The sequence below is a fragment of the Pseudorhodoferax sp. genome (assembly GCF_047601025.1).
Classification (GTDB): domain Bacteria; phylum Pseudomonadota; class Gammaproteobacteria; order Burkholderiales; family Burkholderiaceae_C; genus Pseudorhodoferax.
The window spans coordinates 450,135-461,844 of the sequence record NZ_JASGJZ010000001.1 but is presented as its reverse complement, the minus strand read 5'-3'; the positions used below and the strand labels follow the sequence as shown (position 1 = coordinate 461,844).

General features: G+C 73.7%; 10 protein-coding genes and 2 pseudogenes. 7 read left to right on the top strand and 5 right to left on the bottom strand.

All coding sequences use genetic code 11. The features are described 5' to 3' along the window. Positions 1 to 25 precede the first annotated feature (25 nt). From hutG to QM782_RS02165, 4 genes are all read left to right on the top strand, one after another. Positions 26 to 844: an N-formylglutamate deformylase gene (gene hutG, locus QM782_RS02180; RefSeq protein WP_415201301.1), complete on the top strand. Its 819-nt coding sequence runs from the start codon at positions 26 to 28 to the stop codon at positions 842 to 844. Next, complete coding sequence (locus QM782_RS02175; protein ID WP_415201300.1) at positions 841 to 2,220, top strand: FAD-binding oxidoreductase; 1,380 nt, start codon at positions 841 to 843, stop codon at positions 2,218 to 2,220. Before hutG ends, QM782_RS02175 begins: the two co-directional genes overlap by 4 nt. A 94-nt stretch (positions 2,221 to 2,314) precedes the next feature. Beyond that, complete coding sequence (locus QM782_RS02170) at positions 2,315 to 2,641, top strand: hypothetical protein (protein WP_415201299.1); 327 nt, start codon at positions 2,315 to 2,317, stop codon at positions 2,639 to 2,641. A gap of 150 nt (positions 2,642 to 2,791) precedes the next feature. Then, positions 2,792 to 4,888: a TonB-dependent receptor family protein gene (locus QM782_RS02165; RefSeq protein WP_415201298.1), complete on the top strand. Its 2,097-nt coding sequence runs from the start codon at positions 2,792 to 2,794 to the stop codon at positions 4,886 to 4,888. A gap of 16 nt (positions 4,889 to 4,904) precedes the next feature. On the opposite strand, the gene QM782_RS02160 is transcribed toward QM782_RS02165, so the two are convergent. The 4 genes from QM782_RS02160 to QM782_RS02145 form a co-directional block, all read right to left on the bottom strand. After that, the gene (locus tag QM782_RS02160; protein WP_415201297.1) at positions 4,905 to 5,951 is read right to left on the bottom strand and encodes an ABC transporter ATP-binding protein; all 1,047 of its coding nucleotides are present in this window, start codon (positions 5,949 to 5,951) and stop codon (positions 4,905 to 4,907) included. Further along, positions 5,948 to 8,164: an ABC transporter permease gene (locus QM782_RS02155; RefSeq protein WP_415201296.1), complete on the bottom strand. Its 2,217-nt coding sequence runs from the start codon at positions 8,162 to 8,164 to the stop codon at positions 5,948 to 5,950. Before QM782_RS02155 ends, QM782_RS02160 begins: the two co-directional genes overlap by 4 nt. A 3-nt stretch (positions 8,165 to 8,167) precedes the next feature. Next, positions 8,168 to 9,190, bottom strand: a complete 1,023-nt coding sequence (locus tag QM782_RS02150) for an ABC transporter substrate-binding protein (protein WP_415201295.1) — start codon at positions 9,188 to 9,190, stop codon at positions 8,168 to 8,170. Between the two features lie 65 nt (positions 9,191 to 9,255). After that, complete coding sequence (locus QM782_RS02145) at positions 9,256 to 9,510, bottom strand: hypothetical protein (protein WP_415201294.1); 255 nt, start codon at positions 9,508 to 9,510, stop codon at positions 9,256 to 9,258. Here QM782_RS02145 and QM782_RS02140 point away from each other — a divergent pair. The 3 genes and pseudogenes from QM782_RS02140 to QM782_RS02130 all read left to right on the top strand — a co-directional run. Then, positions 9,470 to 9,853: pseudogene (locus QM782_RS02140) on the top strand (hypothetical protein); the annotation flags it as partial. The gene QM782_RS02145 and the pseudogene QM782_RS02140 sit on opposite strands and share 41 nt — an antisense overlap. Continuing rightward, positions 9,834 to 10,241: pseudogene (locus tag QM782_RS02135) on the top strand (TonB-dependent receptor domain-containing protein); the annotation flags it as partial. The pseudogenes QM782_RS02140 and QM782_RS02135, both read left to right, overlap by 20 nt. 55 nt (positions 10,242 to 10,296) lie before the next feature. Continuing rightward, entirely contained in the window at positions 10,297 to 10,635 is a 339-nt protein-coding gene (locus QM782_RS02130) for a hypothetical protein (RefSeq protein ID WP_415205719.1), read from the top strand. A gap of 155 nt (positions 10,636 to 10,790) precedes the next feature. Here the strand turns inward: QM782_RS02130 and QM782_RS02125 are convergent, their stop codons facing one another. Next, positions 10,791 to 11,684, bottom strand: coding sequence for a patatin-like phospholipase family protein (locus QM782_RS02125; protein WP_415201293.1), 894 nt, complete (start codon positions 11,682 to 11,684; stop codon positions 10,791 to 10,793). Positions 11,685 to 11,710 lie beyond the last annotated feature (26 nt).

Sequence of the window (11,710 nt, the reverse complement as noted above, 5' to 3'; positions counted from 1 at the left end):
CGCTCCCCGTTTCCGAGAGGTCGCCATGCGCTTTTCCACCACCGAACCGCCGTTCCGCTTCCGCCAGGGCACGCGCCCGCTGCTGGTCTCCATGCCGCACGTCGGCACCCACGTGCCGCCCGCGCTGGCCGCGCGCTTCACGGCCGAGGCGCGCCACGTGCCCGACACCGACTGGCACCTGGAGCGCCTGTACGACTTCGCCGATGCGCTGGGCGCCTCGGTGCTCGTGGCCACGCATTCGCGCTACGTGATCGACTTGAACCGCCCGCTGGACGGCGCCAGCCTGTACCCGGGCCGGAGCGTCACGGGCCTGTGCCCCGTCGACACCTTCGACGACACCTCCATCTACGCCGACCCGGCCGACCAGCCCGGCGAGGCCGAGATCGCCGCGCGCCGCGACGCGATCTGGCACCCCTACCACGCCCGGCTCGCCGAGGAGCTGGCGCGCATCAAGGCGCAGCACGGCATCGCCATGCTGTGGGACGCGCATTCGATCCGCTCGGTGCTGCCGCGCTTCTTCGACGGCAAGCTGCCCGACCTGAACCTGGGCACCGGCCAGGGCAGCAGCTGCGACCCGGCCCTGGCCGAACGCCTGCTGGCGATCGCCCGGCAGGCCACGGGCTACACCAGCGTGCTGAACGGCCGCTTCACCGGCGGCTACATCACGCGCCACCACGGCCGGCCCGGGGACGGCCAGCACGCCGTGCAGCTGGAGATGACGCAGAGCAGCTACATGCAGGAGACGCTGCCCTTCGACTACCTGCCGGCGGTGGCGGCCGGCGTGCAGCCGCACCTGGCGCGCATGCTGCGGGCCGTGCTCGATTTCGCCGAGACGCGCCGGTGAGCGCCTTCGTCCAGGCCCTGCGCGCGGCGCTGGGGGACGACGCGGTCGCCACCGGCGACGCCATCCCCGCGCGCCAGCTGGCCGACTGGAGCGGCGTGCCGCCGGTGCGCCCGCTGGCGCTGCTGCGCCCGCGCAGCACCGGTCAGGTCAGCGCCGCGCTGGCGCTGTGCACCCGGCACCGCGTGCCGGTCGTGCCGCAGGGCGGCATGACCGGCCTGGCCGGCGCGGCCTGCCCGCTGGCCGATGGCGTGGCCCTGTCGCTGGAGCGCATGCACGCCATCGAGCAGGTGGACGAGGCCACGCGCACGCTGACCGTGCAGGCCGGCGCCACCGTGCAGGCGGTGCAGGAGGCGGCCAGCGCCCGCGGCCTGCTGTTCGGCGTGGACTTCGGCGCGCGCGGCTCGGCCCAGGTCGGCGGCGCGCTGGCCACCAACGCCGGCGGCAACGGCGTGCTGCGTTTCGGCATGATGCGCGAGCAGACGCTGGGGCTGGAGGTGGTGCTGGCCGACGGCAGCGTGCTGCCCATGCTGCGCCCCATGCAGAAGAACAACACGGGCTACGACCTCAAGCAGTTCTTCATCGGCGCCGAGGGCACGCTGGGCGTGGTCACGCGCGCGCTGCTGCGGCTGCACCCGGCGCCGGCCGCGCGCGCGACCATGCTGGCCGCCGTGCCCGACTACGACGCCGCGCTCGCGCTGCTGTCCCGGCTGCAGCGGCGGGCCGGCGCCGGCCTGGCGGCGTTCGAACTCATGTGGCGCGATTTCGTGGCTGCCTCGCTGGCCTGGCAGCAGCTGCGCGAGCCCCTGGCCGCGCCGCATCCGCTGCTGGCCCTGGTCGACCTCGACGGTCCCGACGCCGCCCGGCTGCCGGCCGTGCTGGAGGAGGTGCTGGCCCCGGCCCTGGCCGACGGCCTGGTGCTGGACGCCGCCATCGCGCAGTCCGAGGCCCAGGCGCGCGCCTTCTGGAAGATCCGCGAGGCCACGGCCGAGCTGCCCGTGCGCATGCACCCGCCCGTCAACTTCGACGTGAGCCTGCCCATGGCCGAGATCGGCCGCTTCGCCGTCGCCTGCCGCGCCGCGCTCGATGCGCGCTGGCCGGGCCACGCCAGCGTGTTCTTCGGCCACATCGGCGACAGCAACCTGCATGTCTCCACCGACGCGTCCACCGTGGCCGGCGACGTGGAGGGCCTGGAGCGGCTGGTCTACGGCCTGGTCGGCGACTTCGCGGGCAGCGTCTCGGCCGAGCACGGCATCGGCCTGCACAAGAAGCCCTACCTCGGCCGCAGCCGCACGCCGGCCGAGCTGGCGGCCATGCGCGCCATCAAGCACGCGCTGGACCCACTGCACCTGATGAACCCCGGGAAGATCTTCGACTGACGGGCCGCCGTCCACCATCGGGAGGATGCGCGGCGGCATGCTGCGCCGCACAATCCACGCGGTGGCCGCGCATGGCCGTTCCAAGGAGGGACACATGTCGAACTTCTACGTGCCGCTGGCACCCTCGCAACTGCAGCAGGACATCAACCCCTGGACCTGGGCGAGCCGCGTCGCCAATGGCCAGGTCGGGTGGGTGAACATCAACCTGGGCAAGTCGTCCGATCCCGCGCTGGAGCGCCTCATCCTCGACGACGTGGGCAGCTACGGCCGCCAGCTCGGCCAGCTCGGCGACGCGCTGGAAGCGGTGCTGGACCACCTGCCGGTCCACGAGTGGCAGCCCGAGGCGCAGGAGGCGGTGGCGGCGTTCCGCCACCAGCTGCGCGAGGTGCGGCGGCTGAAGAAGAGGGCGCACCGGCGCTGAGCCCGCGGCAGGCCTTCGGCACCGGCCGCCACCCGGCCTGCGCGGCGCCGGATGCGGGAGCGGGGGGCCCGAGGCATGCTCGCCCCCGGGCCCGATACTTGGACGATGCCGCCGCCGCGCCGCCGCGGCGTCCCGAACCCTCCGACCGCCATGGAACACCGCCTGCCGCTCCTCGCCTTTGCCCTCGCCCTCTGCGCGCTGCCGCCGGCCGCCTGGCCGCAGGGCGACGCGGCGGCGCCGGCGCTGCAGTCGGTGGTCGTCACGGCCACGCGCACCGAGGCGCAGGCGCGCGACCTGCCGGCCTCGATCGACCGCATCGACGGGGCCGACATGCGCCTGGGCCGCGCCCAGGTCAACCTGTCCGAGAGCCTGGCGGCCGTGCCGGGGCTGGCCGCGCGCGAGCGGCAGAACTACGCGCAGGACGTGCAGATCTCGGTGCGCGGCTTCGGCGCGCGTGCCGCCTTCGGCATCCGCGGCGTGCGGCTGTACGTGGACGGCATCCCGGCCACGCTGCCCGACGGCCAGGGCCAGCTCTCGCACGTGGACATCGCCTCCGCCGAGCGCGTGGAGGTGCTGCGCGGGCCGTTCTCGGCGCTGTACGGCAACTCCTCCGGCGGCGTGCTGCAGGTCTTCACCGAGGAAGGCCGCGGCGCGCCCGCGCTGCGGCTGGACGCGGCCGCCGGCAGCGACGGGCTGCTGCGCTTCGGCGCCAAGGCCAGCGGCAACACCGGCGCGAACGACGGCGGCCTGGGCTACGTGGTCTCGGCCAGCCGCTTCGCGACCGACGGCTACCGCGCGCACAGCGCCGCGCGCCGCGTGCTGGCCAACGCCAAGTTCACGCTGCGCCCGCACGCGGACGGCAAGCTGACGCTGGTCGCCAACCGCGTGGCGCTGCCCCGGGCCGAGGACCCGCTGGGCCTGACGCGCGCGCAGTGGCAGGCCCGCCCGCGCGGCGTCGCGCCGCCGGCGCTGCAGTACGACACGCGCAAGACCATGGACCAGACCCAGGCCGGCCTGGTCTACGAGCACCACCCGAGCGAGGCCCACGCCTGGCAGGCCAGCCTGTACGGCGGGCGGCGCGGCACCACGCAGTTCCAGGCCATCCCCGCGGCGGCCCAGGGCAGCCCGCTGCATCCCGGCGGCATGATCGACTTGGAGCGCGGCTACGCCGGCGGCGACCTGCGCTGGACCTGGCATGCCACGCTGGCCGGCGCGCCGCTGACGCTGGTCGGCGGGCTGGCCTACGACGGCCTCGGCGAAGACCGGCGCGGCTACCAGAACTTCGTCGGCGACCGCCTGGGCGTGCAGGGCGCGCTGCGCCGCGACGAGCGCAACCGCGTGCGCAGCTTCGACCAGTACCTGCAGGCCGACTGGGCGCCCGCCGCGCGCTGGCGCCTGAACGCCGGCCTGCGCCACAGCCGCATCCGCTTCGATGCGCGGGACCGCTTCGTGAACGCCCAGAACCCCGACGACAGCGGCGCCGCGCGCTACGGCGCCACGCTGCCGGTGCTGGGCGCCAGCTTCGCGGCCAGCGAGGCCACGCGCCTGTACGCCACGGCCGGCAAGGGCTTCGAGACGCCCACGCTGAACGAACTGGCCTACCGCGCCGGCGGCCAGCCGGGCCTGAACTTCGCGCTGCGGCCGGCGCGCAGCAAGAGCCTGGAGCTGGGCCTGAAGTCGCGCGGCGCGCAGGCCGGCGAATGGAGCGCCGCGGTGTTCCGCACCGACACCGCGGACGAGATCGCCACGCTGTCCAGCAGCGGCGGGCGCACCCTCTACCAGAACGCCGGCCGCACGCGCCGCAACGGCCTGGAGCTGGCCTGGTCGCAGACCTTCCACCGGCACCTGCAGGCCCAGCTCGCCTACACCGCGCTGGACGCGCGCTACGCCGGCGGCGTGCATGCCGGCGCGCGCATCCCGGGCCTGGCCCGCCAGAGCCTGTACCTGGGCGCCGCCTGGCGGCCGCCGGCCGGCTGGCGCGGCGGCGTGGAGTGGCGCGCGCAGGGCCGCGTCCCCGTGGACGACGCCAACAGCGACGCCGCCGGCGGCTACGGCGTCGCCGCGGCGTTCGCCGGCTACGCGGCGCGGCTGGCTGGCTGGGAGCTGGAGGGTTTCGTGCGCGCCGACAACCTGCTGGGCCGGCGCTACGCCGGCTCGGTCATCGTCAACGAGGGCAGCGGCCGCTTCTTCGAGCCGGCACCGGGGCGCACCTGGCTAGCGGGCGTGTCGGCCACGGCGCGGTTCTAGCCGCGCGGGCGCCGCCTCACGCGGCGGCCTGCTGCACCACCGACACGCCGTGCGTACCCAGCCCCAGCGCCGTCTGCGCGCCCGGCGCCAGGGGGTTCTCCAGGTCCGGCGAGACCACGAAGACGCTGCCCAGCGGCGTGTCGAAACTGTACTCGTAGACGCTGCCCAGGTAGGCCGCCTTCTTCAGCGTGGCCGGCAGGCCGCCGGGCGCGCCGATGCGCCAGGCCTCGGGCCGCACCGCGACCTTGACCGGGCCGGCCGCGACCGCATGGCGCGGCGTGAAGGCCAGCGGGCCCAGCGCGACCTGGCCGTCGGCCCGGGCCTCGGCCGGGAACACCATGGCCTCGCCCATGAAGCCGGCGACGAACTCGCTCTGCGGCCGGCTGTACAGCGCCTGCGGCGTGCCGCGCTGGGCGATCACGCCGTGGTCCATCACGATGATCTGGTCCGACACCGCCAGCGCCTCGCTCTGGTCGTGGGTGACGTAGGCCACCGTCAGCTTTAGGCGCTGCTGGATCGCGCGGATCTCCTCGCGCATCTCGCGGCGCAGCCGCGCGTCGAGGTTGGACAGCGGCTCGTCGAACAGCAGCACGGCCGGCTCCAGCACCAGCGCGCGCGCCAGCGCCACGCGCTGCTGCTGGCCGCCGGACAGCTCGCTCGGCAGCCGCTGGTCGTAGCCGACCAGGCCGACGCCCCGCAGCGCCTCGCGGGCGCGCGCCGCGGCCTCGGGCCTGGCCACGCCGCTCATGCGCAGGCCGTAGGCCACGTTGTCCTGCACGTCCATGTGCGGGAACAGCGCGTAGCTCTGGAACATCATGCTGACGTTGCGCTCGGCCGGGCCCAGCGTGGTCACGTCGCGCCCGCCCATCAGGATCTGGCCGGAGGTCGGCGACTCCAGCCCCGCGATCATGCGCAGCGTGGTGGTCTTGCCGCAGCCCGACGGGCCGAGGATGGTGGTCAGCGTGCCCTGCGGCACCTCGAAGCTGATGCCCTTGACGGCCAGCGGCGCCTTGGGGTCGCTGCCGTAGCGCTTGGTGACGTTGCGGAATTCGATGCCGTTCATGCGGGTTGTTCCATCGTGGGTTGGCCCGTTTGCGGGGGCGTCCTGCGCCGGCCCAGCCGGCGCTCGCCGACCAGCAGCTGGATCAGCGCCGTGGCCAGCGACATCAGCACGATCAGCACCGTGCAGTAGGCCAGCGCCACGCCGTAGTCGCCGTTGCCGACGCGGCCGATGATGTAGGTGGTGGCCAGTTCGTTCTCGGCCGTGACGAGGAAGATCACGGCGCTGACGGTGGTCATCGCGCGCACGAAGCTGTAGACGAGCGCCGCGACCAGGGCGGGCTTGAGCAGCGGCAGCACCACGCGCAGCAGCGTCTGCGCGGTGGAGGCGCGCAGCATCATCGACGCCTCGTCGAGCGAGCGGTCCAGCTGCTTGAACGCCGCCGTGCCGGCGCGCACGCCCACCGGCAGGTTGCGGAACATGAAGCACAGCACGATGATCAGGCCGGTGCCGGTCAGCTCCAGCGGCGGCACGTTGAAGGCCAGGATGTAGCTCACCCCCAGCACCGTGCCCGGAATCGCGAACGCCAGCAGCGCCGCGAACTCGAAGGCGCCCTGGCCCCGGAACGTGTTGCGCGCCAGCAGCCAGGCGATCAGCAGGCCCACCGCCGCCGTGATCGGCGCGGAGATGCCGGCGAGCTTGAGCGTGGTGAACAGCGAGTTCCAGGCGGTGCCGGCCCAGACCAGGCCGTACTGCCCCCATTCCAGCGCGAACGCGGTCCAGAAGTGCTTGAGCGTCGGCGTGTAGTCGCGCCCCCAGGTCTGCACGAAGCCGCCGGCGAACGCGAACAGGTAGACCACCACGGTGAACGCGATCCAGGGCAGGGCCACGCCGTGGCAGGCGCGGCGCACGCCGTCGGGCAGGGGCATGGCGATGCCGGCGTCGCCCTTGCCGCTGACCGTCGTGTAGTTCTGCCGGCCGAGCACGCCGCGCTGCAGCGCGAACACCGCCAGCGCGAAGCCCGTCAGCACCCAGGCCAGCGCCGCGGCGCGGCCGGCGTCGTACTGCGCGCCGACGATCGCGAAGAAGATGTCGGTGGACAGCACGCTGTACTGCCCGCCGACCACGATGGGGTTGCCGAAGTCCGCGATGCTCTCGATGAAGCCGACCAGGAAGGCGTTGGCCAGCCCGGGCTTGAGCAGCGGCAGCGTGACCGTGAAGAACGTGCGGCGGCGGTCCGCGCGCAGCATCTGCGCGGCCTCCTCCAGGCTGGGCGCGATGCCCTGCACCACGCCGCGCATGATCATGAACGCGATCGGCGTGAACGCGAACAGCTGCGCCGTCAGGATGCCCGGCAGCCCGTAGAACCAGCGCGTGGGCGCGACGCCGAACCAGTTCTCCAGCAGCTGGTTGACCATGCCGGCGCGGCCGAACAGCAGGATCAGGCCCAGCCCCACGACGAACGGCGGCGTGATGATGGGCAGCAGCGCGACCACGCGCAGCGGCCCCTGCCAGCGCCGGCTGCCGCGCTCGGCCATCAGCGCCATCATGGTGCCCAGCACCGTGGTGCCGGCGGCCGCCAGCAGCGCCAGCAGCAGCGTGTTCCAGGCCACGCCGCAGCTGGCGCCGCCGGCCAGGCACGACAGGCCCCAGATGCGCTCGGTGAACACGCGGCCGAGGAAGGCCGCGAGCGACCAGTCGCCGTCCTCGGTGCGGAACGCGCCGGCCAGCGCCTTGCCGACCGGATAGGCGATGAACAGCGCCAGCAGCACGCCGCAGCCGACCACCGCGCCCGCGACGAACAGGTCGCCGCGGAAGAAGCCCAGCCGCGCCAGGCCGAAGGCCGCCAGCAGGATCAGCGCGGCGATGGCGACGAAGCCGCCGGCGCCGATGCCGAACTGGTTGACCGACAGCTCGCCGAACAGCGCCTGCAGCGTGGCGATGCTCCAGCCGCGCGCGCCGATCGAGAAGCCCGCCAGCGCCAGGCCGGCCGCGCCCAGCAGCCCGCCGGCCAGCAGCCAGCGGCCCTGCGCGCGGCCGGCGGGCTGCAGCGCGCCGATGGCGGCCAGCGCCAGGCCCGCCACGCCCACCAGCAGCCAGCCGCGCCCCTGGCGCAGGGCCTGCAGCAGCCCGTTGGCCGCATCGCCTTCGGAGAAGACGCCGGGCAGCGCCTGCCACCAGCTGGTGTCCTGGATGGCGTACCAGGGCAGCACCAGGTACGCGAGCAGGCCGGCCGCGACGCAGAGCCAGGGGGCGGCGTTGGGATGGCGCGGCACGGCTCAGCGCGGCAGCGAGTTGACTTCCTTCTCCCAGCGCGCGATCAGCCGCCGCCGCTCGGTGCTGCTGCCGTATTTCCGGTAGTCGTAGTCGATCAGCCTGATCTTCTTGAAGTCCGGCACGTTCGGGTCGACCGCGGTGGCCTTGTTCGACGGCAGCTGGTACTGCTTGGCCGCCGCGCCGAAGGCCTGGGCGCCGGGCGTCAGCGCCCATTCGTAGAACTTCTTGGCCTGCTCCAGGTTGCGCGCGCCCTTGACGATGCTCATCGAGCCGATCTCCGCGCCGGTGCCTTCGCTGGGCGTGCTGGTCTCCACCGGGAAGCCCTGCATGCGCTCCTGCGGCGCGTCGTGCACGAAGCTGATCGACACGGCGGTCTCGCCGCGCGCGACGGCCTTGATCGGGCCGGTGCCCGAGCGCGTGTACTGGCCGACGTTGCGGTGCAGCGCCTTCAGGTAGTCGAAGGCCTTGTCCTCGCCCATCAACTGCACCAGCGTGGCGATCATGGTGTAGGCCGTGCCGCTGGAGGCCGGGTTGGCCACCTGGATCTCGCCCTTGTACTCGGGCTTGAGCAGGTCGGCCCAGGATTTGGGCGCGGCCAGCTTGCGCTTGGCCAGCAGCTCGGTGTTGTAGCCGAAGCCCAGCGGGCCCATGTAGATGCCCACCGTCCGGTAGGCGGACTGGGCGGCCTGCTGCTGCGCCCAGGGGTACAGCTGGGGCAGCGAGGGCGACTTGTACTCCAGCGTCAGCCCCTGCTCGGCGGCCTGCAGGTGCGGGTCGCCGGTGCCGCCGAACCAGACGTCGGTCTTGGGGTTGTCGCGCTCGGCGATCAGCTGGGCCAGCGCCTCGCCGGAGCCCTTGAGCGCGAGATTGATCTTCACGCCGGTGGTCTTGGCGTAGACCGTGGCGATCATGTTGCACCAGTCGGCCTGCACCGAGCAGATCACGTTGACCTGCTGGGCCGACGCGGCCGCGCTGGCGGCCAGCGCGGCGCCGGCCAGGAGGATGTTGGAAATGGTCTTGTGCATGGCTCTCACGCTGCGGTCGGAAACGAAAACGGCCCGATCGGGCCGGCGCCGAGCCTAGCAGTGTGTCAATCGCGTGACATTGGCGTGAACCCTGGGCGGGCGTCGTCCCCGCCCGCTCCCGCGCCGTCCGCCGGGACGCCGTCCAGCGCGGCCTGGCTGCTGCGCAGCCACTCGCGGTAGGCGCGGCGCGCGGCGCGGCGCTCGGCCTTGCGCTGCTGCCGGCGCAGCAGCAGGTGGCGCACGACCAGCGACACCGTCAGCACGGCCAGCAGTACCACGATGAGGATGAACGACCAATCGATCTCGAACAGCGTGCCCACGGATGCTCCCTATACCTCAACCGCCGCGGTTTTACCACCGCCCCGGGGTCGCTCGCGGTCTCGGCCTACAGCCGGTGCCGCAGGTGTCCGCTGGGCGCCACGGTGCGGCGCGGCCACACTGGCGCCTCCGTTTCGCCGCGGCCTGCGCGGCCCGCACCGCACCAGCATGCTCACCGAACAAGATCTCCACTACTTCCGGGAAGGCACGCACACCGCCCTGGCGGGCCGCCTCGGCGGCGTGCTCGACGGCGACGGCGCCCGCTTCGCGGTCTGGGCGCCGAACGCCCGCGCCGTCAGCGTGATCGGCGACTGGAACGGCTGGGATCCCGCGGCCGACCCGCTGGCCCCGCGCGGCGACGGCAGCGGCCGCGCGCGCTACGGCGCCACGCTGCCGGTGCCCGAGTTACGCCGTCACCGGCGGCCTGCGCGCGTACGCGGCCGCCGGCAAGGGCTTCGAGACGCCGACGCTGAACGAGCTGTCCTATCGCGGCGACGGTCGGCCGGGCCTGAACTTCGGGCTGCAGCCGGCGCGCAGCGACAGCCTGGAACTCGGCCTGAAGGCCCGCAGCGCGCGGGGCGAGTGGAACGCGGCCGTGTTCCAGACCCACACCAAGGACGAGATCGTCACGCTGTCGAGCAGCGGCGGGCGCAGCGTGTTCGGCAACGCCGGCCGCACGCGCCGCGACGGCTTCGAACTGGGCTGGACGCAGACCTTCGCGCAGCATTTGCGCGCGCGGCTGGCCTCCACCGCGCTGGACGCGCTACCACGACGACCCCCATGCCGGCATGCGCCTGCCGGGCCTGGCCAGGCCCGGCCTGTACGCCGGCGCTGCCTGGCAGCCGCCGTCGGGCTGGCGCGGCGGCGTGGAGTGGCGCGCGCTGGGCCGCGTGCAGGTCAACGACCTGAACGACGATGCCGCAGCCGGCCACGGCGTGGCCTCGGCCTTCGTCGGCTACGCCGCGCGGCTGGCCGGCTGGGAGCTGCAGGGCTTCGTGCGCGCGGACAACCTGCTGGACAAGCGCTACGCCGGCTCGGTCATCGTCAACGAGGGCAGTGGCCGCTTCTTCGAACCGGCGCCGGGGCGCACCTGGCTGGCCGGCGTGTCGGCAACGCTGCCGTTCTGAGCCCCAATCGCAGTCCTGTGCAATGGCAGCCGACGCTGCGCCCTGCCGCTTGTGGGGAAGGGCGGGGGCCAGCGGTGGGCCGCGGCGCCTGTCGTGCGCGCCCCCTCCCAGCCGTCCCCCAGAGGGGAAGGAGCGGGCTCTTCGATTGACGCGGCTCAGGCGGCCAGCCGCTCGTGCCCGTCCTGCAGTGCGTTCCACAGCTCGGGCAGCGCGGCCTGCGCGGCCTGGCGGCCGAGGTTGGACAGTGCCGGCATGGCGCCGGTTTCCCACAGCCCCACGTGCTGTCTCAGCGGCAGGTGCAGCGAGACGATGCGCTGCCCGCTGGCGCGCGCGGCGTCCAGTCGCGCCTGCATCAGGTTGTTGATCATGGCAGTGGTGGCTTGCGCCGCCAGCCGCTTGGCGCTGTTCGGCCGGCGCGGCATCTCACCACGGAGGCCCAGCGCGATGACCACCTGCGCATCGACAGCCACGCCGACCGGCAGCGGATCGCTGACCACGCCGTCGACCAGCCGGCGTCCATCGATCTGCACGCTCGGGAAGATGAAGGGCACGGCCATGCTGGCCAGCAGCGCGTCCGTCAGCGGTCCTTCGGACAGCACCACGCGCTGGCCGGTGGCCGCTTCGGTGGCGACCACACGCAGCGGCGTGGCCAGCTGTTCCAGCCGCAGGCCACCGAAGGCGCTGTTCAGCCGCTCGGCGATGCGGCGGTTGTCGCGCAGCGAGAAATCGGCGTCGAACCCGGCCCATCGGGGTGCCAGCAGCTGCGCCAGCGCGCGCCAGCGCTTCTGGCGCGTGAGGTCGGCCGTCCACAGGCGGACCGCGGTTTCCAGCGCATCGTCGGCGTTCATGCCGGCTGCGATGGTGGCGCCGAACAGCGCGCCGGAGCTGCAGCCCACGACCAGGTCGGGCCGGATGCCTTCGCGCGCCAGCCGGTCCACGACGCCGATGGCCGCGACGCTGCGCACGCCGCCGCTGCCCAGCACCAGCGCGATGCGGGGCGGGCAGGCCTTGCGCGCTGCGCCGCGTGGGGGTTCTGTCGGGATGCTCATGGCGCGGGTCTCCTGGGTCGGGTTGC